Origin of the sequence: Paenibacillus sp. MBLB1832, from assembly GCF_032271945.1 — a bacterium.
In the GTDB taxonomy this organism is placed as follows: domain Bacteria; phylum Bacillota; class Bacilli; order Paenibacillales; family NBRC-103111; genus Paenibacillus_E; species Paenibacillus_E roseopurpureus.
Genome location: NZ_CP130319.1, coordinates 4,568,334 through 4,592,943, shown reverse-complemented (window position 1 = coordinate 4,592,943; position 24,610 = coordinate 4,568,334). Strand labels below are relative to the sequence as shown.

Genomic DNA, 24,610 nt, shown 5'->3' with positions numbered 1-24,610 from the left:
GGGTAAGTAGCGAAATGTGTCAGGTTGTTGCAGGAGGGAATGGGGGGTATGATGGTTCAAAAGTCAAAAGTAGATAGGAGACCTTTCCATGCATACGAATATCGATTCAGAGGCGAAAATTACAATTTTCGTTGAGGAAGTATCGGATAATTCCTTGATTGAAGCAATTGAAAGCGCACCCAATGGGAGCGAAATCATTCTTCCCGGTGGCACCTACTATTTAACAAAGCCTGTTGCCATTCATGGAAAGAAAAACCTCAAGCTCCGTTCGCGGGAAGGCGAGCGAGCATCCCTTGTTGGAGGAGTTCCCTTAAAGGGATGGACTCCTTACAAGGAAGGCATTTACAAGATAACCGTTCCACATACGTTTAACGAACTCTACGAGAACGGCAAACGAAGCACCTGTGCGAGATGGCCGAAGACCGGTTACTTGAGATCCAAGGGGAATGTCCCGGACAACTTCAAGGCCAGCTTCCTCTACGATCGTGAAGATATTCCTCCGCTATCTAGCGTTCAGTCTCTTAAGACGCATCTATGGCCTTCTGGTCCGATGGGTGAATTTAATTGGCACAGTGTCGATATGCCGATACGAATTGATCAGGAAGAGCGTCGTGTTACCTTGTCCCAAGACACTTGGTACGCGCTCGGTGTGGGCACGCGCTATTATATCTATAACAGTCTGGAGTTATTGACGGAGCCGGGTGAATTCTTCTTGGATCGGGAGCGTATGGAGCTCTACTACAAGCCATATGTCCTGCCGATTGAGGAACAGATGATCATCATGCCTACGGTTCGCGATATTTTCCATGTACAGGATAGTGAGAGCATTACAATAGAAGAAATGGATTTGTCGTGCACCGATATGCTTGACTTGATCTATGAAGAACGAGAGGATCAGGATCACGCTGCTGTATTCATTCAACGTTCCCGTAATATCATGATTTCAAATATGCGCATCTATAATACCGGCCTCAATGGCGTGACGATGTATCACCATACCGAGAATGTAACCGTACAGGGCTGCCATATTCATCACATCGGACATACAGGCGTTCGGGGAATGGGCAAGAAGCACTCCCGTCACACAATTAATAAAGGGCACACCGTAGTAAATAATCATATTCATGATCTGGGCATTCGAGTCGGGCAATGTGCGGGAGTGCAGCTCATGTATGCGGGCGAAAGCGTCATCATGCACAATCGGATTCACGATTCGGTAAGGTATGCGATTAGCTTGTTAGGCACCGCACGGCACATTGATCAGACCGACCCCTACTTTGGCGGCAAAAAGGTTCAGCAGCACCTGCTATATGAGTTTAATCATACCCGAGACAACTATGTTGCCTTCAATGAAACGTTCCGGTGCTGCACGGACTCACAGGATACTGGCGCGATCCAGGCCTTTTGTTCAGGGCCAAATGACGTTTTCTATAATAATATGGTACATGATCAAGATGTTCCGTTCTCCTTCGCAAACGGGATTTACCTAGATGACAATTGCCATAAATATCGCGTCGAGAAAAATTTGGTGTACAGGCTGAACCATAATGGGGAAGGTAAGTTATCCTGTGCGATTGTAGCGAAGGGAACCGAGAATGTCATTCGAAATAACCGAGTGGTCGATTGTCATATCGTAGAAGATGGTGGAGTCATTTCTACCTTCTCTATGGGGCCTAAGGAAAACTTTGACATTACGATCGAGGAGAATGTATTTGCGAACAACACAGGCGGTATCCTTACGTCGGCGGACTGGCAATACAATCGACTGGAGAGATGTGACAACAATTTGTATTTTAACGCAACTGGTGAAGGATACCATGTGATCGGTTATGAGGGCAAGAAGGGGGAACTTTCACTCGAAAAGTGGAAGCGGGCAGGATATGATTGGAAATCCCGGATCGCGGACCCGCGATTCATCGATGCGACGAACGACGACTACCGGCTGCGCTATGATTCCGATGCGTTCCTCTTAGGTCAAGATGAAATTAACATGAAGGACATTGGTGTGATGGAATCTTACCGGATGGAAGAGCCGGGTAGGGTGGTCGCTCTATTTCCTTGGTCCGGGAATGAGAGATCCTATCTGAACTTGAAATCAGGTGAACAAGGTAAGCTGGTCTGCTTTGGCAGAACCGACAATGGGATGTTAATAGAATTGACCGAAGCGAAATTGTTGGCAGAGGGTCCAGAAGTTCTTGTGAACCAGTCCGGACTTGTGACTGGAGTACGCACAGGAGCGTGCCGTATCCGAATTACCTATGAAGGACTTACCACATATCATGATGTCTTGGTGGATGATAGGCTCAAGGAGGTGTGCATGATAAATCTCCCTGCCACAATGGCTGTCGGCGAGAGTCTACAACTGAATGTAATTGGCCGGACTCACTTGGGTCAATCCATCAAGCCGCTTCACGTATCGTTCCGAAGCAAGCATAATCTAGTATCCGAGAATATGTACAAAGTCATTCGTCAGGGGGAGGATATCGTTAGCGCTATCGCCGTCTTTGAGGACCAGACCCTCGTGCAGGAATTTACGGTTCTTATCGAAAGTGATGTTCTGAAGGGCGTGGAGCTCAAGTTGCCGAAGCTGGCCTCGATTGGAGAAGTCGTTCCGGTGAAGGCCGAAGGCGTCATGTACAGCGGCAGCCATCTTCACCTGAGTGAGTTCCAGGTAAAGGTTGAGGACGCCCTGGTAGATGGACAATCCATCACATTCAGGTCCCCTTCGGAGCAGAAAATCACGGTGATTGCGGATGGATTTACCGACAGCTCTGTAATTCGGGCTGTTCCGCAGACGAATTTGCCTGAAGGATGGATGTTATCGAACTATGGGGATGCTCAAGGGGCCATCCACTTTGCCGATGGGCAGTGGACCCTGTATTCGAACGGGTGCAACATCTGGTTTGATAAGGACGACTTTACCTTCCTTCATAAGGAAATCGCTGATTCAGCAGACGTTGAGGTCAGTATGAAGATCCAACATATAGAAGAAATTCATTCCGATAGTCAGTGTGGTATTTTGCTGCGAGCCCATCATGGAGTGGACAGCCGATGCGTCAATCTCAGGGTTACCCCGGAAGGGAGAATCATGCTTGCTGCTCGACTGGAAGATGGCGCCGCTGTAAGGCCGATTGCCGGTGCGCTGTCCGAATGGAAGCAGGGAGGCAGTCAGAACGGTTCGGTTATTAGTGAAGTTACGGAGCAGTTGAAGGCGTTCCCCGTATACCTCGTGCTAACTTATCGAAACGGTACGGCGACAGCCTACCTGGAGGATGAGCGGGGAAGTCAGAAGATCGGCGCTGTGGAGATTGAACTACCGCCAACAATACTGGTCGGAGCGGCGTTATTCTCTATCGATCCGAATCGATGTACTTCAAGCAGTTTTACCTTTGAAGTGAAGAGATGAACTTAGGAGGCGATGGAGCATGATGTCGAAGGTCTTAAGCTCAAGTCAAATCGAGCAATTCATTGAAATGGGTTATGTGAAGGTGGAGGAAGCTTACCCAAGAAAGTTCGCTCTAACTGCGCAAGATCGACTATGGGAAAGACTGGAGCGGGAAGGTATTGATCGTCAGGATCGCTCTACATGGACGGAACCGCTTATCAGCATTCAGGAGCATTATAGTTCCGAAGAGTTCCATCGATGCAGCACGCGTCGGTTGGCGGATGCTGTTAAAGATTTGATTGGAGTGGGTCGACTGAAGGACTGGCAGGTATATGGAGACGATGGCTCCTCTACGAAGTGGGGCTGGTGGCCGGTCAATTTCTCGCTTGGCGCTGATCAGCCTTGGACCGTGCCTCATGAAGGTTGGCATTGGGATGGCCAGAATTTCCGCCACTATGTGGACGCTCCGAATCAAGGCTTGCTGTGCCTGTGCTTATTCTCGGATATCGGTCCTCGGGGTGGAGGAACGTTGGTTGTGGAGGGCTCTCACAAGCCGGTAGCTAGTTACTTGCAGCAATATCCTGAGGGGATTGAGTTAGGGCCTGCTATTCGTGAATTTCGCGGCAAACACAAGTATTGGGTCGAGCTGTGCAGGCCCTTCGAAGCAACGGAAAAAGTTGCACTGGAGCGAGTGGAGAGGTTCATGAATACCTCCTATATCGATGAGAACGGTTTTCATTTGAAGGTTGTTGAAACAACAGGTCAAGCTGGCGATGTGTTTCTGTGTCATCCATTCCTGTTCCATGCTCCTTCACAAAATCATTCAGGTGTCCCGCGATTCATGTGCAATCGGGTATCGCCGCTTGAGGAGCGTATGAGGCTTCAACGGAAGAACAAGGCAGACTATTCCCCGCTGGAGCTTAGTATTAGAAATTCTATTTTTTAGAAGCGAGGTGAGGAGAGCCACGATGACACAGAACATTCGATTCGGTGAAGGCATTCGGGTCCTCCATGAAGGACCTGCGGTACAGTCCGTAGAGGACAGAGCAGACTATGCACACCGTATCACGCTGGAATGCTCCAAAGGGCTTCCGGCTGCGACACGTATCCGGCTTGTCATGGGGGACTTCCGTCTGCTTTTGAAAAAAATGGATCATTGGTGCATGAATTTACAGCAAATGGAGCTTGATGGAGAAGGTGAGGTCGTCGTTAATCGTACGTTCCAACCCGGATTCTATGCAGGTACAAGGCAGACCGGTGCAGGTAGAAATTCGTACGAAGCCGATGCCTGATCAGCATGGAAGGCTGTCCGTGAGCATCTTCATGAAGGATCAATACGATAACCCCGTGCCGATGGAAGCGGGAAGCGTTCGGATCGAGACGATGGGGGACTTCGACAATCTTCAGGAACGACTGGAATGGACCCTGTCACGGAAGGGGCTCCTCCTGCTGCACGGTGTATGTTACAAGGGCAAGCAGTCAGGCAGAATCAAGGTCATCGATGAGGTGACAGGTTCGGAGATGGTTTCCCACGCGATCTTGCCAGGTCCGATTAACGGCATGCGTCATTCCTTCGGCGAAATTCACTTTCATACAGGGATTTAGTTTGACGGAGACAGGCCGCTCTATGAGGCTTATACGAATGCTCGAGATTATTTACAGTTGGATGTCATTACGGCAACCGAGCACGTCCATCCGCTGCACCAGTCTTGGGCCCACATGCTGCAAGCCGGGGAGTTTTTCCACGAGCCTGGCAAGTTTATCCCGTTGACCTCTTGGGAGGTAAACCTGCCGGATGGTCACATCAACGTATATGCCAAAAGTACGGAGACAGAGATTGCCTGGTCCGACATCAGCCGCGATTGGGATCACGTCGCGGAATTCGACGATCCTGAGGACATCATTACAGCTGTGCACGTGACTATGTCTCCGAAACATCCATCCTTTGACTGGAATCGGGCAGGGAAACGGCTGCGTCTGGTTGAGATGCTGCAGGAGAGAGGGTGCAGCGAGAGTAACGAGCCAGATGCTTTATGGGACATTAATCCCGACCCCAACAAGCTTGACGGTTCCGTTCGTACGGCGCTTGCCATGGGGCATCGTGTTGGTTTCGTCGGTGGCACAGACAACCACCTGGGCTTTCCAACCCGCAGTAACACAGTGGCCGGGTATGTCGGTATGACCGGCTTCATAAGCCCCGAGCTGACTCGGGCGAGCATATGGGATGCGATGAATAATCGCCATACGTATGCCACATCGGGTGTGCCGATCTTGTGTCATTTTACAATCAATGGGTCCTTGATGGGCAGTGAGTTGAAGCTGGCTCCTGGAGAAAGGGCGTTAGCTAAGCTTCAGTTGTATGGAACGGCTCCCATTGACAGAGTGGAGCTCATTTCGAACGGTAAGACAGTCTTTACATGGGAACCTCATGCTTGGGAGGTCGACCAAGAGGTTGAACTGGAGTTGCCTTCGTAAGGAAGCGTTTATTATTACGTTAGACTGCATCAGGTAGACGGACATCGTGCCTGGTCCAGCCCCATTTGGATAGATCTATAAAATAAGAAATCAACAGGGATATGTATAGATTTGTTCTTTATATTGTCTGGTTGCCCGTACCATCACATTGGAGAATAATAAAAGAAGACTGAGAATAGATAGAGGAGGATTTGTCACATGGGACAGTTTCAATTAAGCGCTTTCTCCGATGAAATCGGTGGAGACCTGGAGTTCCAGATGGACGTTCTGGAGCAGTATGGAATTAAACATATCGAGATGAGAGGGGTCAATGGGAAGGGCCTCGTTCAGAATACAAGGGAAGAAGTTCTGGGTATCAAGCGACAACTTGCAGACCGAGGCTTCAAGCTATCCTCAGTCGGATCCCCCATCGGCAAAATCAAAATAACGGATGACTTCGAGCCCCATCTGGAATTATTCCGTTATACGCTCGAGATCGCCGAAATCCTGGAGGCGCCTTATATCCGCTTGTTTAGCTTCTTCATTCCGGAAGGAGAGAATCCTGCCATCTATCGGGACGAGGTGCTGCGGCGAATGAGTACACTCGTCAAGGAGGCGGAAGGAACCGGGGTTACACTCTTGCATGAGAATGAAGCGAAAATTTACGGAGATACGCCTGAGCGCTGTCTGGATCTGCTAGACTCCATCAACAGCCCGCATTTTAAAGCGATCTTCGATCCCGCTAACTATATCCATTGCGGGGTAAATTGTTACCCTGACGCCTTCTACCAAATCAAGAAGCATCTTGCCTACATGCATATCAAGGATGCTACGCTAGAGCCGCGCATCACGGTTCCGGCCGGTTATGGTATTGGGCACCTGTATGAAATCTTGAATGAGATCCATTCGGAAGGCAAGCCGATGTTCTTGTCCCTGGAGCCCCATCTATCCAAGTTCACGATCGAACAATTTGCGAAGCTCGAACCGAATTCTCCGATTATTCACATGCCGGAGGGCGGAGCACGTACGTTCGCGATGGCGGCTACATCGCTTATCAAACTCATTCGACGCATCGAAGAAGAGGCGAAACAGGAGGTATAGACCATGGAGAAGGTACGCATTGGAGTAATTGGGCTTGGTATGGGAGCTATGCATGCCAAATATATCGCAGACGGTGAGATTCCCGGGGCCGAGCTGACGGCGATTTGCGACCTTGATGAATCACGTATTGCCTACTGGCGCGATCAATGGCAGGACAAGGTCGCCTATTTCACCGATGCTGAAGCCATGATGGATTCCGGTAAGGTGGACGCGGTTATTGTGGCCACGCATCATTATCTGCACCCCGTGCTGGGGAAGACAGTGCTTGAGAAGGGCCTGCACCTTATGGTCGAGAAACCGGCAGGGGTCTTCACCAAGAATGTGAGAGAGCTAAACGAGTTGGCGGAGCAATGCGGAAAGGTGTACGGAATCATGTACAACCAACGTGCGCTTCCCCTGTATCAAAAGCTGAAGGACTTGATCGATTCCGGAGAGCTCGGCGAACTGAAGCGCACGAATTGGATCATTACCAACTGGTATCGTTCCCAGTCGTACTACGATTCCGGCGGTTGGAGGGCAACCTGGGCCGGGGAAGGCGGGGGAGTGCTGATTAATCAGGATCCCCATCAACTTGATCTGTGGCAATGGATCTGCGGCATGCCCAAACGCGTTCGTGGCTTCTGCTACTACGGTAAATTTCACGATATCGAAGTGGAAGACGATGTAACGGCATTCGTGGAGTACGAGAACGGGGCGACGGGAACATTCATTACATCTACCGGAGAGACACCGGGAACGAATCGCTTCGAGATTTCCGGAGATCGCGGCAAAATCGTCATTGAGGATAACAAATTAACATTCTGGCGAACTCGAGTCTCGGAGAGGGAATTTAATGCAACGTTCAAGGGGGGCTTCGGCCAACCGGAGAGCTGGAAGTGTGAAGTTCCCATTCCGGAAGGGGATAAGAGCAAAATCGCTCATCGGGGCATTACCGCCAACTGGGTGGAAGCGATTCTGAAGGGGACGCCGCTAATCGCCCCAGGTGTGGAAGGGATTAGGGGGCTGTCGATCTCCAACGCCATTCATCTCTCCTCCTGGACGAATGATTGGGTCGAGCTGCCTCTGGATGAAGATTTGTACTATGAGAAGCTGCAAGAGAAAATTGAACAGTCTACTTTCCGCAAAAAGGTAAAAGAAGTAGTATCGTCTGACTTGCAGAATTCATTTTAAACGATTGACTGTGGGATTGGAGAGGATATGGGATGATATACCATGTATCTCCGTTAGGAGATGATCTACAGGGCAACGGTACAGCGGTCAAGCCTTGGAACTCGGTGGCTTATGCCGCGACACAAGTGGCGGCTGGCCATACGATCCGCATAGAGGAAGGCGTATATCGGGAGTTCATGTCGATCAATCTGGGAGTAGGCGTGAATCTGGTAGGGGCAGGACCTGACAAGACGGTGCTCCAGGCGGACTTTCCTCACGCCTTCCTGATCCGGTTAATTTCGTCCTCTAATGAAGACGGTAACCAGAGAATAAGCGGATTCACGATCGACGGGATGAACAAGCAGCTTCAGGGTGGCATCATCGTTTCCGGAGTCAACCATGTGACGCTTCATGACGTCGATTTTGTCCGCTGTCGGATGACCGGTTCCTTGTTCACAGACAATTACAGGCGGCTGCAGAAAAGAGGCGGCGAGCCCAAGCGATATATTACTGGCTCGAACATTCATAACTGCCGCTATATCAATTCTTCCGGCATTGGGGATCGATATGTGGACGGGACCAAGTGCGGACTAGCCGGCAATTTGATGATTGCCGGTCTGGACGGAGCAGACATTCATCACATCACCATTGAGGATTTGGGAAGTCCAGAAGATGAGAACGGGTATGGGATCAAATTCTGGCAGGACGGTTATCTCAAGAATGTAAAGATTCACGACAGTTTCATCCGAGTGAAGGAATATGAAGATTATTGGGGCGCCAATTTCTCGGTGGAACTATGGAACATCGGCCCCGGCTGCGAGATCTATAATATCGACTGCAACACAACCTTGTCCCTCGGTACATTGGAAGATGCTTTCCAGGCGAAGCACACGCACGATTGCAACCTGAAGGTCCACGATTGCCGAGTCGTAAGTGAGCGGTTGGGGGGCATCCCGCAGACTGCTGTCGAAACTGGAGCGTCAGGCACGGAAGTGTACAACTGCTACTTCGAGAACTTCTGCGGCGGTGTAGGCTTCTGGCATTCGCACCAGGAAGTGTGCCGGAATTTCTACATTCATGATAACGTCTTCGTCATTCCAGAAAGTATTCATGGGGTTCGGAATGAGAGGGTACAAGGACTTCACGCCCCATGGGGGATGTTCTTCATGTTGGTCGGGAATTATGAGCATGTTAGGGTCACCAATAATATTTTCAAAGGGTACGGGATGGGAATTCGGATCGGGAATGTAGGAGAGAGAACGGTCGACGGATTCAAGCATCGGGATGTTGTGATATCGGGGAATCGGTTTATCGATACGCAAGAGTACCTCCTCAGAATCGATTCCAATGATAATGATTTGATCAGTACGGACTGGTACAAAAAGTGTCTGGAGCAATTCGTTGTGGAAGACAATGTAAGCAACCGAGATGTCCCATGGACCTATTCGAGTATGCCGGAGATTCAAGCCCGCTTTGACCAATTGATCATGTTCAAAAACAATACGATACAGCATGATCTATTGGCCTCTAAATTGCCTTAATATTGTCTCTTCACTGCAGAGTCTTGAGCATATATTTTTATTGATGGGAAAGGATGAACAACATTGGCCAGTATTACCTTTGCCGCAGTTGGATTGAAGCACAGCCATGTGGGGAGCATGATGCGAAACCTCATCGAAGCGGGTGCTTCATTGAAATGGATTTATGATGATGACCCAACCACACTAGCATTCTACGCAGCTCAATTCCCCCAAGCTCGGGTCGCGCGTGAGGAATCGGAGGTATTGGAGGACCAAGAGATTAAGCTCGTTGCCAGTGCAGATATGCCGTCCAGACGATTTGCGCTTGGTAAGAGGGTTATTCAAGCTGGTAAGGATTATTTCGTAGATAAAGCCCCTTTCTCTACATTAGGGGAGCTGGAGCAGGCAAGGAGTTTAACGGCGCAAACAGGAATGAAATACGCTGTGTTTTATAATGAGCGTATTATTTCCAAAGCGGTTGCCCATGCCAAGCGGCTTATCGAAGCAGGAGAAATCGGTAGAGTTATACACATGACTGGTTTCGGACCGCACGCGATGGGAAACGATAGACCAGATTGGTACCATCGCAAGGTGAATAACGGTGCCATTCATATCGATATCGGCTGTCATCAGATTGATCAGTTCTTATACCTTAGCGGAAGTCAAGATGCTAGACTGCTGGAGAGCAAGGTGGTCAATTTTAATCATCCTCAATACCCGGAATTGGACGATTATGGTGATGCATCCTTCGTAGGGGATAACGGGGCCTTGCTATACTATCGTGTAGATTGGTTCACTCCCCGTGCGCTAGGGACTTTTGGTGACGGTCGTATTTTTATTCTGGGAACGGAAGGATATATAGAACTGCGTAAATATATTGATGTGGCACGAGGCAAAGCAGGCAACCAGCTGTATCTTGTGAATCAGACCGAACAGCGGCATTTTGACCTTAATGATCAGCCGGGTACCTCATTCTTTCGAGATCTGATTCAAGATTGCCTGAACAGGACGGAAACGGCGAGCGTCCAGAAGCACGACTTCAGGGTAGCGGAGCTGAGTATGCTGGCACAAAGAGATGCTAAGGTCATGACTAATCATACATATGCGGAAAAAGGAGTATAGGATGATGCGTAGTGTTGGGTATGGAATAGTAGGACTGGGCGTGGGAACCGCTCATGTGAAGGCGGCTCTGAAGGCTGAGGGATGCCATGCGGTGGTTATTTGTGACAAGGATGAAAAGCGCTTGCACGATGTCGGAGACACCTATGGAATACCGAGGGAGCTTCGATTCGCTTCCCTAGAGGAAATGCTTGAGAAAGCGCCCATCGATATCGTCAGTGTTTGTACGCCAAGCGGCTTACACCTGGAGGTGGCCGAAGCTTGTATGAAAGCGGGCAAGCATATTCTGGTCGAGAAGCCGGTTGAGATCACGCTTGATAAAATTGATGCCATGATTGATTCAGCCAAAGCATATGGGGTTAAAGCAGGATGTATATTCCAAACTCGCTTTCGTGAAGGAAATCAACGGATCAAGAATCTTCTTATGGAGGAACGGCTCGGTAAGCTAGTAACAGCGAATTTTCATGTGAAGTGGTATCGGACGCAGGAGTACTATGGGTGGAATGGAGGTTGGAGAGGGACCTGGGCTTTGGACGGAGGGGGCGCTTTAATGAACCAATCGATCCATACCGTCGACCTCATGCGATGGCTGCTAGGTCCGATCAAAAGTGTCTTCGCCAAGGCAGGCACCTACGGACATGTGATAGAAACGGAGGACACCGCCGTTGCTGTTGTAACTTTCGAGAACGGAGCTATCGCAACCCTAATCGGAACGACATGTGCATACCCAGGGCTGGAGGTTTCGGCACAGATCCATGGCTTGAAGGGCAGCTATTACGCGAAAGATGGGGTGATAGAGCTACTGAAGCTGGAGGGAGAACCTGAAGTGGAGCTGAAACAAGCCGAAGGAGCTTCCGATGTAGGTGGTGGCAGTTCGAATCCAATGTCGATCTCCCTAGAGGGTCATGCCGCACAAGTTCAGGACATGATTACAGCTGTGTTGACGAATAGGTCCCCGATCATAGGCATTGAGGAGGGCCGCGAAGCTGTTCGTATTATTCTGGCTATCTATGAATCAGCAAGAACGGGTAAGGAAGTTTTTTTGAAAAGATAATAAAGTATAAGTTTCACTTTATACAATTGCTTATCTTTCTCCATAAACGCTACCGTCCAAGAAGGACGGCGCAGCCGTTTATTTTGGTTAATAAAGTGACTTTTACAGGACCTAGCCTAATTGTCGGCTAGGTCCTACATAGATTGTAAACACGAAAATTTGTAAGCGAACACACCTCTTTACTTTATCATGCCACTCTACGAAATCTATCGGGTTGTTTCTAAGATTCTACTCATGTAAACTATAGCAGTAGGTAGTGAACGGAGTTCAGTTAATGTGTTTTCGGAATGACTCAAATGTAAACGCTATCAAATTGTTTCGACAGTGGGTGATCGCATGAAAAGAGCTTTTTTATGGTTGGACAACATATCTCTGAACAAGAAGCTGTTCATGATCTACGTCCTCTGCATATTTGTACCCATCATTACTTTCGTAAGTCTTTTTTACAGCTCAATGAATAGGGAGCTGAAGCAGAAGCGGGTCTCTGAGCTTAATGAATCCTTGCTTCGAATCAAGTACGGGATCAGCAAAGAGATCGAGATCGCCAAGTCGTTATCGGATCGACTCCTTCTGAATGAGTCTTATTACACATTATTTGAAAACACGGAGGAATCGGTGGCTAGTCGATATGAGTACCGTAGGAAATGGGATCAGGCCATCCAGCAGCATCTCGTTTCAAACCCAAAAGTGGACAACATCACCCTCTATACAACCAACCATTTACTGTTCTTCGGCGGCTCCATACAACCCTTGACCGAAGCGAATAAGAATGAGAGTTGGTATAAGGAACTCGTTGCCAGCGGCAAGAACATGATTGTTACTACCATTCCCGAAACGGGTAGAGACAAGGTGAGTATCGTACGTTATATGAATTATGCTTTATTGAATAATATTGATGTGTTGAGAATCAGCCTGGATGAGAATGTGTTTGCACAATTGGCATTGGAAGAAGCTCAGAATGCAGGGATTCTTCAAGCGGAGCTCTATGACCAGCACGGCAAACCCATTTTTACCATAAACAAGGGCATTCAGGAGCAAGAGGGAATTTCCTTGAAGGACAGCTTTGCACAATCGGGACTGCTGGGAGGCTGGTCGATTATGATACGTGGCTCTAGCTCCCTCCTGACACCCGAGCTTCAGCACTTGAAAACTCGTTTTATTTTTCTGATGATGGGCAGCCTTATGGTTACTTCGTTTATCATTTATTTGATTACCCGTTCCATGATTTATCGAATGCGTATCTTAAGTCAGCAGATGCGCAATATTAAGATGAATCGATTTGATGTAATATCTCATTCCCCTGGCAATGATGAGATCGGCATGGTTATTATCCAATTTAATATGATGGTTGCGCGTATGGAGAATCTGATTTCAGAGGTATATGAAGCAGAACTGCAGAAGAATCGGTTTCTTGTGGAGAAGCTGAATGCGGAGCGAAACGCTCTATACTCGCAGATTAACCCCCACTTCTTATACAATACATTGAATGTTATGATGGCAAAAAGCATGCTGAAGCAGGAATATGAGACTGTAAGCATTATTCGCAGCCTGTCGAAGCTGTTCAGAAGATTGACCGTGTGGGGCTCCGATCTCATCCCGTTAGGGGAAGAATTGGAGTTCATTAGGGAGTATCTGAATATTCAGAAGTATCGATTCGAGGACAAGCTGCAGTACGAGATTGAAATGGAACATGGGGTAGGCTTGTTGCTTATTCCGAAGATGTGCCTACAGCCTTTAATTGAGAATGCTTGTGTTCACGGTATTGAGAAGAAACGGACAATGGGAACGATCAAACTTCAGATATTAGACATAGAGGATACTCTATCCATTGAGATTTCTGATGATGGACCAGGAATGTCAAATGAGAAACTAGATGAATTAAAGAAGCGACTTGAAGGAAATTACGAGAACCATAAGAGTGTAGGGCTGCACAATGTATATAAAAGGCTTGGTATGTACTATGGTGATGACCTAGACTTTCGGGTGATTAGCCAACTAGGTCATGGAACCTCAATCTTCATTCGGATACCGTTACTATCAATCAGGCAGCAAGGGGATAAATATGACAATGAAACAACATAAAGTATTGCTGGTAGATGACGAGCCTTCTATTCTTCGATGGATGAGACAGGCTATTGAATGGGAGAAATATGGCTTTAAGATATGCGGGGAATGCAGCGACGGACAGGCTGCGTTGGAGAAGCTAGAGCATGAATCTATTGATCTGGTCATATCGGACATCCGGATGCCTGAGCTCGACGGGATCGAGATGATTAGGGGATATATGGGCCGACCGCAACCCAGCGCTAGGTTTATTATTGTAAGCGGATACGATGATTTCACGTATGTCAAGCAAGCATTCAAGCTGGGTGTCAGGGATTATCTTCTCAAGCCGATCGACCTTGATGAGCTATTAGAGGTGTTGGTCAAGTTGAAGACGGAATTATCTGAGGTGACAGACGAAGGCGAAGCGCTTGATAAATCGGTGCTCTCTATGAATGAGAAAGATAGTTTGTTTAAGATAAAGTGCTATATTGACCAGAACTACAAAAAACCTATTACGTTAAAAAGTCTTGCTGATCTTTTTTTTGTCAATCACGTATATCTCGGTCAACAGCTTAAGAAGTATCTGGGCACCTATTTTACAGATTATTTGCTAAAGCTTAGGATTGATGAGGCAAAGCGGCTGCTGCGCACTACGAATATGAAGATCTATGCGATCGCAATGGATGTTGGGTATAAGGACAAGGATTACTTCGCCATCAAATTTGAAGAGCAGGAGCAGATGAAGCCATCGGACTACCGAAAATTGTTTTTAAAGGACGAATCTAGTTTGCACTAAGTCCTTTAATTTAACAGGGTAAGATCTGAATTGTAACGGGTTGTTCGTAAATTTATAAAGCAGGCTCGCCACGGGATAGTAGAATCTTAGTGGTCGAGCCTTTTTGCGGTTTTGATGTACAGAAAACGGTACCAAACTCTTTTGTTTATCGGGTAAGCTCATTAATCTTCACTGGTAGGACGGGTGAATTCCATCGGCTATAATAATACTAATAAAGAAAGCGATTACTTGTTGACAAGTGCGCAATTTACCTGAAAGGGGATTTTACAATGGAACAAGCAACAGTGTTGGGAACACATGTTGTGAAAACGAATTCAAAGTGGAAGATCTTTATGAAGAAAATAAGGCAGCAGCGAGCGCTGATCCTGATCGCAATTCCTATTATTCTCTATGAATTATTGTTTCGATATTTTCCTTTGTGGGGATGGATCATGGCCTTCCAGGACTACTCTCCTGGTGATGAGCTTATGAAGAGCGAGTGGATAGGCTTCTCCAACTTCAGAGAGTTGTTCTCGAATGAGGATTTCCTGCGGGTAATCCGCAATACGCTTGCCATGAGTCTGCTGAATCTGGCAGCCGGAACGATGTCGGCAATCATGCTGGCCGTCATTATTAATGAAACGAGGAATGTCGTATTTAAGAAGCTGGTGCAGACCATCTCCTATCTGCCCCACTTCGTTTCGTGGGTTGTAGCAGCCAACATTGTCATCACGTTGCTCTCAATTGACAACGGCGTCTTTAATACAATTTTGATGAAACTTCACCTTATAGACAAGCCAATTCTGTGGCTGGCCCATGAACAATACTTCTGGGGAATTATCGCTGCAAGTGATGTGTGGAAAAATGTGGGTTTTGGTGCCATTATCTATCTGGCTACGATGAGTGCAATTGACCCTAGCTTATATGAAGCCGCCAGTATTGATGGTGGGGGACGGATTGCCAAGATCCGTTATATTACCATACCGGGAATTATGCCGACCATTGTCATACTGCTGATTATGCATATCGGGGGACTATTGAATACGGGTTTCGAGCAGCAGCTGCTCTTGGGTAACGCCTTGGTCAGGAATGTGTCGGAAGTGCTGGACTTGTATGTGCTTAAATACGGTATTAGCATGGGCCGCTACTCCTATTCTATTGCTGCTGGTATGTTCAAGAGTGTTGTCAGCATCGTATTGATTTTGATTGCGAACAGGATTGCCAAGCGGCTCGGCCAGAGTCGACTATTCTAATGAGAGGATAATCAATATGAAACATCATGCAATAATTCGAACAAAAGAGGACTGGGTTGTAGATACGATTATCTATTTTATTCTAAGCCTTGTATTGGTCACAACACTCTATCCCTTTTTGAATGTATTGGCTTTATCCTTGAACGATGGTTTGGACAGTATGCGCGGTGGCATAACCATCTGGCCGAGGGAATTCACAACCCACTCTTATAAAATGATTCTATCTGATACTACTATTTATTCTGCAACGTTAGTATCTGTCAAGCGAACTTTATTGTCGACGACTTTAAATGTAATTGTAACGGTTATTACAGGGTATTTGCTCAGCCGTAAGGAGTTCGTACTTCGAAGATTCATGAACCTGCTACTAGTCTTCACGATGTATATTAGCGCGGGTCTTGTGCCATCCTACTTGCTAATCAAGGAATTGCATTTGATCGGCAGTTTCTGGGTGTATGTGGTGCCTTCACTAGTGTCGGTGTTTAATATCATGATCGTTCGAACTTATATTGAAGGACTACCTGAGAGCTTTGTTGAATCCGCTCGTATCGACGGCGCTAGTGAATTCAAAATAATTTTCCGAATTATTGTACCGCTGATCGTTCCGGTTATTGCGGTAATCGTTCTGTTCGTTGTTATTCAGAATTGGAATTCATGGTTCGATACGTTTATTTATGGCAATGGCAAGAAGAGCATGATGACCTTGCAATACAAATTAATGGAAATCTTGGCGTCAACAAATATCGAAGTGAGTTCCAATAATGCTGCAGCCGCTGCAGCAGATGCAGCCGCTGCTGCTGCTCAGCATGGTGAATCCATCACGCCGGAATCGGTCCGAACTGCGATGACGATCATTGTTGCGCTACCTGTCATCATTCTTTACCCATTCTTACAGCGCTATTTTGTATCAGGTATGACCTTGGGCGGTGTAAAAGAATAAGATGAGATGAGGGCAGAAACCCCTGCCCCATACAATTGTAATATGCCAATCTGCATCCATCATGGAAGCGGATTGGCTATTCCTTGTACGCCCGTCATCATTGTACGAATATTCCGGCGCAGAACATAAAGAAGATCGCCCTAGACCTGGCCAAGAAGGCTGGTTTAGGGCGATTATTGTTTTTCAAGAGAAAGAATGGGGGCTTTATTCACTGGCATGTTTATTCCTGCTTGAAATAGGTGTTGATGGGATGCTGCCTTCTCCAGATTGACTCCTGTTCCTGTTCGCTGCTATCGATATATTTACCGGAGCGCTTGCGGTAATCGGACGGTGTTACGCTCTTAAATTGTCGGAAGACCCGGGAGAAATAGTATTCGCTCTTAAAGCCTGAGTGTTCTGCAATTTGACGAATGCTGTCCTTGGTATGTGTTAAACTTCGGCATGCAAGTTCAACTCGGAGCCGCATAAGATATGTAATTGGACTGCTTCCGACATAGGAACGGAATACCCGCGAGAAATGCTCTTGGGACCATCCGGTGCTTTCGGCAATCTGTTTCATGTTGATATCCTGGGCTGCACAGCGGTGCATATATTGAACTGCTTGCATAATATTCGTCGGCAGCTTAGCCGTTTCAGACTCCGCTTCACCTGAGAGCAGATGGGTGATCATGGAGAAGAGCAGAGCGCTGAAACGTTCCTGCCATTGGAAGGGCTTTGCTGCACAGATGTTCAGCAGCTCGGAATACATGTCTACGAAGAGTTTGCTGTGCTCCAAGGTAAATAGCCGCTTGTCCGGATATCGATTCAAGAATTCCTCAAGAATCGGCCCTGGCATGAAGTGGACAAACTGATGGCGGACAGGACTGCCACCATCAATGGAATAGCCTTGAGTTACTCCAGGGGGATGAATCGCCACAAATGGCACTTGCATCGTCCAGGTTTTGTCTCCCATAAGATAGGTCGTACGTTCAGGATTCATGAAATAAATAAGCTCGTAATCCTTGAGAATACGGGGACCGTGTACTTCTTGGGCGTTCATGAAGAAGTCTCCGCCAAATCGAAAAGTTGAAAGCTGCTGCATCCCCATACTTCACCTCCCACCAAGTATTATAAGAGGATTTCCCGGCCAACCTGTGCAGATTTATAGACCGCTTCCAGGATCTGAATCATGTGCAAGCCTTGGGTTGGTGTAAAGTCTGGCTCTGTGCCTCGGAGCACTACATCAACGAAGTGCTTCAGGTTTGCTTCGTGGCCATAACCAGGCTTGCCGGCTGGAAATTGAGGCTGAACATTACACAGTGCACCATATTGCTGATTGAAGACATTCAGCTCGCGGTCCAATGTAAAGCCTGCCTTCGTGCCGCGTAGCTCCACGAAATTGCGTTCCTGCTCGATATTAGAGGCCCAGCTGAACTCGATCTGCAGAGTAGCACCATTATCAAAACGAATATAGCCGCTGGCCAGGTCCTCTACATCGAAGATCCCATCCTTTTGCATCTCGCCGAATAGGTTGCAAGAAAGGTCAGAAGCAAATTTACAATAGGTTGCGCCGCTTACCGCGACCGGTTTCGGATTGCCCATGATCCATATAGCCAAATCAATCATATGCACACCCAAGTCGATCAGAGGGCCGCCACCGGATAGCTCCTTTGTAGTATACCAACCGCCTGCCCCGGGAATGCCTCTGCGGCGAATCCAACCGCAACGGCCTGTATAGAGTTCTCCGAAATACCCATCCTTCGCCGCCTCTTTCAACCACTGAGCCTGATAGCGGTAACGGTTGTTTCGAATGACCATCAGGGTTAAACCGTTGCGTTCCGCTGCTGCTCTCATCTTCTCGGCTTCCACCGAGCTGACCGCATCCGGTTTCTCACAAATAACATGCTTGCCGGCTTCAAGTGCTGCAATCGCATACTTTGAATGGAAAACATTCGATGTACAGATCGATACTGCGTCCATGTCTGCTTGCTCCAGCATGGCTTCGAAATTATCGTAGCAAGTTGCTCCCACCTGATCTGCAAAAAAACGAGCTTTCTCAACTACAATATCACAGAAAGCAACCATTTCAACATCATTCATTTGCTTAAGCGCAGGCCAATGTGCTCCTCCGAACATTCCACTTGTACCTACAACCCCTAAACGAAGCTTTTTCATATTCCACGTTATCTCCTTAGATTAAAGTTAGTTGTTTCTTCCTGGAACCGGTTCTTGGGCCGGAAACGGCGGACGAATAGTTTCAAGCGGCACAAGACCTGGCTCGGGAGCAACCCATCGCACTGCATTAGCAATCACTCTACGTACGTACGAGTTGTAATAGGTAGGAAACGTTTCGTGCCCTGGGCGGAAGTAGAAGATCTTGCCATGTCCACGCCGAAAGGTACAGCCGCTGCGGAATACCTCGCCGCCTTGGAACCAGCTGAGGAAGACTAATTCATCCGGCTCGGGGATATCGAAGAATTCACCGTACATCTCCTCTTTCTCCAATTCGAAATAACGCGGAAGTCCTTGTGCGATAGGGTGGCCCGGATTCACAACCCATACCCGTTCCTTCTCGTTTGCAACTCGCCATAGTAGACTACAGGAGGTGCCCATAAGCTTCGTGAATATCCTGGAGTAGTGAGCGGAATGCAAGGCAATGAGCCCCATCCCTTGCAGAACACGTTGATATACTCTCTCCAATATCTCATCCTGGACCAGACCATGGCCTGTGTGGCCCCACCATAGCAATACGTCAGTGTTGTCGAGTACCTCCTGTGTCAAGCCATGCTCCGGCTCGTCCAGCGTGGCGGTATTGGCTTCGATACCGTACTCTAACAATCCTTCCTTTATGGCATTGTGAATTCCATGCGGATACACTTCTGCGACCGTCGGATTGGATTTTTCATGCATATACTCGTTCCAGATTGTTACTTTCATTAGGATACCTCTTTTCTTATTTTTAAAAGTGGTTTGACAGATTCAGTATCAGGGAATTCCGTGATATCGACAATGCATGGATATGACAGAAATTTGCACTATTTTGATAAATCTAATTCATGCAATAACTTATATCGAAAGATTCAACATGGCTATATACAGGGATTATTCTTCTACTGGCGCGGGCAATGGCAAGATAAGGCTGCTTATTTTTTGGACGCTGAAGCGACGATGGACTCTGGTAAAGTTGATGCGATTATTGTGGCTACCCCTCATTATCTTCACCCTGTACAGGTAAGTATGGCTCTGGAGAAAGGCTTGAAAGTATTGGTAGAGAAACCGGGGGGCGGCTATACTAAGGACGTTCGGGAGCTAAATGAAATTGCTGCAGAAAGCGGCAAGGTGTTTGGAATTATGTACTACCAGTGCACGAGTCCTCTGTATCGGAAGCTAAAGGATATGATTGAATCGGGAGAATTGTGAGAGCTGAAGCGCATGAACTGGATCATTACCAACTGGTCGTTCACAGTCCTATTATAATTCGGGCGGCTGGAGGGCAACTTGGGCCAGTGAAGGCGGTGGTGTTTCTATTGAACCAGGATCCTCCTCAGCTAGATATCTGGCAGTGGACTTGTGGAATGCCAAGCGTGTATTGGGTTTTTGCTATTACGGGAAGTTCCATAATATCGAGGTGGGGGACGATGTGACCGTGATTGTGGAATACGAAGTCTGGGCAACGGGAACGTTCATTACATCGACTGGAGACTCCCGGGAACAAACTGGTGTGAGATTACCGGAGACCGAGGCAAGATCGTTATTGAAGACGAGAAGCTGACCTTCTGGAGAAACCGTGTATCCGAGCGTGAATTTAACGCAACCCATAAGAGTGGTATGCGATGCGAAATTGAATGGCACTCCATTGATAGTGCCGGGTGTGGAAGGGATTAATGGACTTTTGATCTCTAACGCCATTCACCTCTCTTCATGGACGTATGACTGGGTTAAACTTCTTCTGGATGGAGATTTTTTAATAAGAATATTTGGGGGATAAGCTCTTTAATAACCTCACTATCCCATCTTTATTTTGTAGTATATCTAACTATATCTTGTCTGGTTGAATGAAAAGTGTGAAAACGATACTATGGATTCAAAGCGAAGTAATCGCTTACAATGAATAGAAGAAGGGGATGTACAATGAGCAAAAAAAAGGCGATTGGAATTGGTTTATTAGCAGTAATAACTACTCTTTCTCTCGTAGCATGCGGTAAAGAGCCCACTAGCAATCCGAGCAGTAGTTCGTCTCCTGCTGCCAAGGAATTAGAGCCCGCCACGATTTCATTGTTTTACAGTTCAGCGCCACCAAAAGTCAAGTTAGAAGAATCGGAATACGGCAAACAGATTTTGTCCAAGTTAAAGGTTACGCTCAATACAGAGTATGTGAGCAAGGATGCTTCAACTCGTGAAGGTGTTTTGGTCTCATCCAATGATTATCCGGATCTGATTATTCCCCAAAGCAACAGTCAAGAAAATTCAGGTCTTGGTTTGTTCTTGAAAGCAAAAGCTCTAATTCCGTTAGACGATCTGATTGAGAAGTATGGCAAGAACATCAAGAAATGGTATCCCGGAAACGAACTCGATAAGTATAAAAAGGATGGCAAATTGTATACGTTACCACTTCAGCCTGGTTATGAGAATCCTTCTACTGTAGGAAGCGGCTATTGGATTCAGGAGGCTGTATTGAAAGATGCAGGCTGGCCGAAGATCAAGACCTTTGATGAATATTTCGCATTGCTCGAGAAATATAGAGCAAAGTATCCGCAAATAGGAGGAAAGGATACGATTGGTTATTCCTTCCAGAGCGAGGGTTATAAGTTTGATTGGTTGACCAATCAAGGTGCTTATCTGAGCGGATATAGGGACGACGGCGGCTTCATGATAGACGTAAACGGTAAAAAGGCAACCGCAAAGCAAGTGGCTGGCTCGGATGTCCAAAAGCAGCATATGCAAAAAATGAACGAATATTTCAGCAAAGGATTGGTTGATCAAGAGGGCTTCGTCGATAAGATCGATCAATGGAAAGCCAAGATGTCTTCAGGTCGGGTGCTAGGTTATTATGGCGGAACCACTGAAATGGGTTCAATTAATGATGCTCTAACCAAGCAGGGGTTGGATGATCGCAGATTCGTCTACATCCCGCTGGTGTTTAAAGATGGAATTCAAGAGAAGTATTGGGGTTCCGTCGTTCCGAATGTGAATGCAGGAATCGGAATTTCCAAATCAGCTAAGAATCCGGAACGAATTATGCAATTCCTAGATGGGTTGATGTCTGAGGAAATCATGACTCTTCGCCAATGGGGAGTTAAAGATGTAGATTACACAATTGGCAGCGATGGTAAAAATACTGTGACTCCGGAACAAATTGAACTTTACAGGGATGCTGACAAGAGAAATGCAAAAGGCTTTCCTTCCTATAATCTGTTCCCACAGATTCCAAGCAGTAAAACTTTTTCTAATGGTTCTGTATATTCCATTAGTTTAACAAAAGAATATATATCAACCAACTTTACAAATAGTGACAAGGAATACTTGAAGGCTTATGGTTATACGTATTTCTCTGATGCATTTAAAAAACAAGATTCGCCTTATGGCGCTGCCTATACTGTAAACATTACTGGTGATTCCGATGCAGGCAAAGCGAATACGAAACGTAATGATATTGTAAGGACCTATATCCCTAAGATGCTCTTGGCCAAGCCAGCAGACTTTAACAAGATATGGGATGAGTATGTAGCCAAACTGAAGGATGCGAACATGAAGCCTCTCGAAGACTATATTAGCAATGCAATCACGAAACGATTAGAAGAAGGCAGACAAACGGACTAACCACATAACTGAATATGTAATTCAATAGTAAGGGCCCCCATTCATTGCCTTTAGACAATGGGGGCTCATTTCTATTGGTACATAACTCGACGGACATGGCGATCGGCTGCAGCAGGCTGGCTGGGTGACGGAGAAGAACCTCATCTATTGCATGCTTATTAGCGGATTGCCATTGTCCAAGGAGAGAGTACGCAAGGAGCTGCAACCGCAAGATTGAGCACGAAATGTAAGAAACCTCGTTGACAAAATGGCTGAATTATAATTATATTTGTATTATTAAATAATACAAATTGCATGGAGGTGGCCGTCATACTTCTTGCCGGTATTGATATAGGTGGCACCAAGTGTTCCGTCAGTATAGGGCGCAGTTGCGGAGATGGTGTGGAGCTGCTGGTGAAGAAGGCGATTCCGACACCGCAGGAACCCCATTCAGCCATCGAAGCCATACTGAAGATTCTGCAGGAATTATTAGAAGCACATCAAGACTCCGAACCGTTAGCGTCGATTGGCATAAGCTGTGGGGGGCCGCTGAATAGCCGCTCCGGCCGCATTCTCTCCCCGCCGAATCTGCCGGGGTGGGATGACATCGATATTGTGAGCCCCTTCCGGGATACGTTCGGCGTCCCCGTCGCCGTCCAGAATGATGCGAATGCCTGCGCACTGGCGGAATGGACCTGGGGAGCGGGGAAGGGCAGCAGCAACATGGTGTTCCTTACCTTCGGTACAGGTATGGGAGCGGGCTTGATCCTGGACGGCAAGCTGTATTCGGGTACGAACGACATGGCGGGCGAGGTCGGACACATCCGCCTGGAGCATGACGGGCCTAAGGGGTACGGTAAGCTTGGCTCGTTCGAGGGCTTTTGCAGCGGTGGTGGTATTGCTCATCTGGCGACACAGGTAGCCCGGCGCCGGTTATCCGAAGGAATACCTCCATCCTTCTGTCCCTCGCCAGAAGCGATAGGGGAGATTACGGCGAAGAAGGTGTTCGAGTATGCCCATACAGGCGACCCGGGGGCACTGGAAGTGGTGGATATGGTAGCCTATCAGCTCGGAAGAGGGCTTTCGATGCTGATCGATCTGCTCAATCCGGAGCGCATTGTGATCGGTAGTATTTATACGCGGCAGCAATCCTTGCTGGAGAGCAAGGTACACCAAGTGCTGTTGGAAGAGTGCCTGTCGATATCCCGCCAGGTATGCACCATCTTAACTGCCGGCCTGGGGGAAGAGATTGGCGACTATGCCGCCTTGTCCGTAGCTCAATATGCTTTAAGAACTAGCTAAGTGTGCCGAGAATATTACAATTAAGTAACCGATTCAACAGGGGGGAAGCTTCATGCTGCAGGATTCTATGATCGAACGTTGGATGTCTGGATTAATCTCCAAGTACCCAGACTTATCTTCGTGTAAAAAAGATATTGAGGCGGCATATCGAGAGCTGTCATCGTCCTTTCACAGCGGCGGCAAGCTGATGGTTTGCGGAAACGGGGGGAGCGCGGCCGATAGTGAGCATATCGTGGGCGAGCTGATGAAGGGCTTCATGTCCAAGCGGCCGTTAGGCGCTAAGCAGCGCAGTCTGCTGGAAGGTGCGAATCCAACGGATGGAGCCTATCTGGCGGATCGTCTTCAAGGAGCGCTGCCTGCCATTTCCCTAGTCAGCCATTCCGCTCTGATAACTGCTTACGCCAATGACGTCGCTCCCGACATGATCTTCGGCCAACAGGTCTATGGACTAGGACGGGAGGGGGATGTGCTGCTCGCACTGAGTACATCAGGCAACTCAGCCAATGTGGTCCGTGCTGTTCAGGTGGCGAACGCCATAGGGGTGCGAACAATCGGACTGACAGGCAAGGGCGGCGGTAAGCTTGGGGAGCTGTGCACCGTAACGATTCGAGTGCCGTACAATTTGACCCCGGACATTCAGGAGAGGCATCTTCCTATCTATCATACGCTCTGTATGATGGTTGAGCAGGAGTTCTTCGAAGCTTAGTCTTTCTTGACATTTCCAGCAAATCATG

Annotated in this window: 20 protein-coding genes and 1 pseudogene; 18 read left to right on the top strand and 3 right to left on the bottom strand. The window is 47.6% G+C overall.

Annotation, left to right across the window (positions count from 1 at the left end; genetic code table 11):
• Window positions 1-88: 88 nt before the first annotated feature.
• The 14 genes from MJB10_RS26805 (at window position 89) to MJB10_RS20555 (ending at window position 16,796) form a co-directional block, all read left to right on the top strand.
• Window positions 89-3,406: a right-handed parallel beta-helix repeat-containing protein gene (locus MJB10_RS26805; protein ID WP_314797811.1), complete on the top strand. Its 3,318-nt coding sequence runs from the start codon at window positions 89-91 to the stop codon at window positions 3,404-3,406.
• Window positions 3,407-3,425: 19 nt separating this feature from the next.
• On the top strand, window positions 3,426-4,331 hold the full coding sequence (locus MJB10_RS20615; RefSeq protein WP_314797809.1) for a phytanoyl-CoA dioxygenase family protein: 906 nt from the start codon (window positions 3,426-3,428) through the stop codon (window positions 4,329-4,331).
• A 22-nt stretch (window positions 4,332-4,353) separates the two neighbouring features.
• Window positions 4,354-4,677: a hypothetical protein gene (locus MJB10_RS20610; protein WP_314797806.1), complete on the top strand. Its 324-nt coding sequence runs from the start codon at window positions 4,354-4,356 to the stop codon at window positions 4,675-4,677.
• Window positions 4,622-4,990 carry a hypothetical protein gene (locus MJB10_RS20605; RefSeq protein ID WP_314797803.1) on the top strand — a complete coding sequence of 123 codons (369 nt, stop codon included), beginning with the start codon at window positions 4,622-4,624 and terminating at the stop codon, window positions 4,988-4,990. Before MJB10_RS20610 ends, MJB10_RS20605 begins: the two co-directional genes overlap by 56 nt.
• 57 nt (window positions 4,991-5,047) lie before the next feature.
• Window positions 5,048-5,860 carry a DUF3604 domain-containing protein gene (locus tag MJB10_RS20600; protein ID WP_314797800.1) on the top strand — a complete coding sequence of 271 codons (813 nt, stop codon included), beginning with the start codon at window positions 5,048-5,050 and terminating at the stop codon, window positions 5,858-5,860.
• A gap of 198 nt (window positions 5,861-6,058) precedes the next feature.
• Entirely contained in the window at window positions 6,059-6,940 is an 882-nt protein-coding gene (locus tag MJB10_RS20595) for a sugar phosphate isomerase/epimerase family protein (protein ID WP_314797798.1), read from the top strand.
• Window positions 6,941-6,943: 3 nt separating this feature from the next.
• Window positions 6,944-8,110 (top strand): Gfo/Idh/MocA family protein, encoded by a 1,167-nt coding sequence (locus tag MJB10_RS20590; protein WP_314797795.1) that lies wholly within the window; start codon window positions 6,944-6,946, stop codon window positions 8,108-8,110.
• Window positions 8,111-8,142: 32 nt separating this feature from the next.
• Window positions 8,143-9,630, top strand: a complete 1,488-nt coding sequence (locus tag MJB10_RS20585) for a hypothetical protein (protein WP_314797793.1) — start codon at window positions 8,143-8,145, stop codon at window positions 9,628-9,630.
• A 63-nt stretch (window positions 9,631-9,693) separates the two neighbouring features.
• Window positions 9,694-10,731, top strand: a complete 1,038-nt coding sequence (locus MJB10_RS20580; protein WP_314797791.1) for a Gfo/Idh/MocA family protein — start codon at window positions 9,694-9,696, stop codon at window positions 10,729-10,731.
• A gap of 4 nt (window positions 10,732-10,735) precedes the next feature.
• Window positions 10,736-11,782 (top strand): Gfo/Idh/MocA family protein, encoded by a 1,047-nt coding sequence (locus MJB10_RS20575; RefSeq protein WP_314797789.1) that lies wholly within the window; start codon window positions 10,736-10,738, stop codon window positions 11,780-11,782.
• A gap of 336 nt (window positions 11,783-12,118) precedes the next feature.
• Entirely contained in the window at window positions 12,119-13,864 is a 1,746-nt protein-coding gene (locus MJB10_RS20570) for a sensor histidine kinase (protein WP_314797787.1), read from the top strand.
• A complete protein-coding gene (locus MJB10_RS20565; protein ID WP_314797784.1) occupies window positions 13,851-14,624 on the top strand; it encodes a response regulator transcription factor in 774 nt (257 codons plus the stop codon). The genes MJB10_RS20570 and MJB10_RS20565 overlap by 14 nt, the downstream gene beginning before the upstream one ends.
• 269 nt (window positions 14,625-14,893) lie before the next feature.
• Window positions 14,894-15,856 carry an ABC transporter permease gene (locus tag MJB10_RS20560; protein WP_314797781.1) on the top strand — a complete coding sequence of 321 codons (963 nt, stop codon included), beginning with the start codon at window positions 14,894-14,896 and terminating at the stop codon, window positions 15,854-15,856.
• Between the two features lie 16 nt (window positions 15,857-15,872).
• Entirely contained in the window at window positions 15,873-16,796 is a 924-nt protein-coding gene (locus MJB10_RS20555) for a carbohydrate ABC transporter permease (protein ID WP_314797780.1), read from the top strand.
• 220 nt (window positions 16,797-17,016) lie between these two features.
• Here MJB10_RS20555 and MJB10_RS20550 read toward each other — a convergent pair whose 3' ends face one another.
• The 3 genes from MJB10_RS20550 to MJB10_RS20540 form a co-directional block, all read right to left on the bottom strand.
• A complete protein-coding gene (locus MJB10_RS20550; RefSeq protein ID WP_314797777.1) occupies window positions 17,017-17,835 on the bottom strand; it encodes an AraC family transcriptional regulator in 819 nt (272 codons plus the stop codon).
• A 68-nt stretch (window positions 17,836-17,903) separates the two neighbouring features.
• On the bottom strand, window positions 17,904-18,950 hold the full coding sequence (locus tag MJB10_RS20545) for a Gfo/Idh/MocA family protein (RefSeq protein ID WP_314797774.1): 1,047 nt from the start codon (window positions 18,948-18,950) through the stop codon (window positions 17,904-17,906).
• Between the two features lie 27 nt (window positions 18,951-18,977).
• Window positions 18,978-19,712 carry a ThuA domain-containing protein gene (locus tag MJB10_RS20540; protein ID WP_314797771.1) on the bottom strand — a complete coding sequence of 245 codons (735 nt, stop codon included), beginning with the start codon at window positions 19,710-19,712 and terminating at the stop codon, window positions 18,978-18,980.
• Window positions 19,713-19,922: 210 nt separating this feature from the next.
• Between MJB10_RS20540 and MJB10_RS20535 the strand changes: the two are divergent.
• The 4 genes and pseudogenes from MJB10_RS20535 to MJB10_RS20520 form a co-directional block, all read left to right on the top strand.
• Window positions 19,923-20,763 (top strand): annotated as a pseudogene (locus tag MJB10_RS20535) (Gfo/Idh/MocA family protein); the annotation flags it as partial.
• A 143-nt stretch (window positions 20,764-20,906) separates the two neighbouring features.
• Window positions 20,907-22,595 (top strand): type 2 periplasmic-binding domain-containing protein, encoded by a 1,689-nt coding sequence (locus tag MJB10_RS20530; protein WP_314797769.1) that lies wholly within the window; start codon window positions 20,907-20,909, stop codon window positions 22,593-22,595.
• 294 nt (window positions 22,596-22,889) lie between these two features.
• Window positions 22,890-23,876, top strand: coding sequence for an ROK family protein (locus MJB10_RS20525; protein WP_314797766.1), 987 nt, complete (start codon window positions 22,890-22,892; stop codon window positions 23,874-23,876).
• A 52-nt stretch (window positions 23,877-23,928) separates the two neighbouring features.
• A complete protein-coding gene (locus MJB10_RS20520; RefSeq protein WP_314797763.1) occupies window positions 23,929-24,582 on the top strand; it encodes a D-sedoheptulose-7-phosphate isomerase in 654 nt (217 codons plus the stop codon).
• Window positions 24,583-24,610 lie beyond the last annotated feature (28 nt).

Excerpts from the sequence above, each read along its gene's own strand:
- MJB10_RS20520 (WP_314797763.1), top strand. The coding sequence starts at position 23,929 with ATGCTGCAGGATTCTATGATCGAACGTTGGATGTCTGGATTAATCTCC.
- MJB10_RS20585 (WP_314797793.1), top strand. The coding sequence starts at position 8,143 with ATGATATACCATGTATCTCCGTTAGGAGATGATCTACAGGGCAACGGT.
- MJB10_RS20530 (WP_314797769.1), top strand. The coding sequence starts at position 20,907 with ATGAGCAAAAAAAAGGCGATTGGAATTGGTTTATTAGCAGTAATAACT.
- MJB10_RS20575 (WP_314797789.1), top strand. The coding sequence starts at position 10,736 with ATGCGTAGTGTTGGGTATGGAATAGTAGGACTGGGCGTGGGAACCGCT.
- MJB10_RS20560 (WP_314797781.1), top strand. The coding sequence starts at position 14,894 with ATGGAACAAGCAACAGTGTTGGGAACACATGTTGTGAAAACGAATTCA.
- MJB10_RS20540 (WP_314797771.1), bottom strand. The coding sequence starts at position 19,712 with ATGAAAGTAACAATCTGGAACGAGTATATGCATGAAAAATCCAATCCG.
- MJB10_RS20570 (WP_314797787.1), top strand. The coding sequence starts at position 12,119 with ATGAAAAGAGCTTTTTTATGGTTGGACAACATATCTCTGAACAAGAAG.
- MJB10_RS26805 (WP_314797811.1), top strand. The coding sequence starts at position 89 with ATGCATACGAATATCGATTCAGAGGCGAAAATTACAATTTTCGTTGAG.
- MJB10_RS20525 (WP_314797766.1), top strand. The coding sequence starts at position 22,890 with ATGGAGGTGGCCGTCATACTTCTTGCCGGTATTGATATAGGTGGCACC.
- MJB10_RS20595 (WP_314797798.1), top strand. The coding sequence starts at position 6,059 with ATGGGACAGTTTCAATTAAGCGCTTTCTCCGATGAAATCGGTGGAGAC.
- MJB10_RS20555 (WP_314797780.1), top strand. The coding sequence starts at position 15,873 with ATGAAACATCATGCAATAATTCGAACAAAAGAGGACTGGGTTGTAGAT.
- MJB10_RS20550 (WP_314797777.1), bottom strand. The coding sequence starts at position 17,835 with ATGAACGCCCAAGAAGTACACGGTCCCCGTATTCTCAAGGATTACGAG.
- MJB10_RS20615 (WP_314797809.1), top strand. The coding sequence starts at position 3,426 with ATGATGTCGAAGGTCTTAAGCTCAAGTCAAATCGAGCAATTCATTGAA.
- MJB10_RS20590 (WP_314797795.1), top strand. The coding sequence starts at position 6,944 with ATGGAGAAGGTACGCATTGGAGTAATTGGGCTTGGTATGGGAGCTATG.
- MJB10_RS20565 (WP_314797784.1), top strand. The coding sequence starts at position 13,851 with ATGAAACAACATAAAGTATTGCTGGTAGATGACGAGCCTTCTATTCTT.
- MJB10_RS20545 (WP_314797774.1), bottom strand. The coding sequence starts at position 18,950 with ATGAAAAAGCTTCGTTTAGGGGTTGTAGGTACAAGTGGAATGTTCGGA.
- MJB10_RS20605 (WP_314797803.1), top strand. The coding sequence starts at position 4,622 with ATGCAGGTACAAGGCAGACCGGTGCAGGTAGAAATTCGTACGAAGCCG.
- MJB10_RS20610 (WP_314797806.1), top strand. The coding sequence starts at position 4,354 with ATGACACAGAACATTCGATTCGGTGAAGGCATTCGGGTCCTCCATGAA.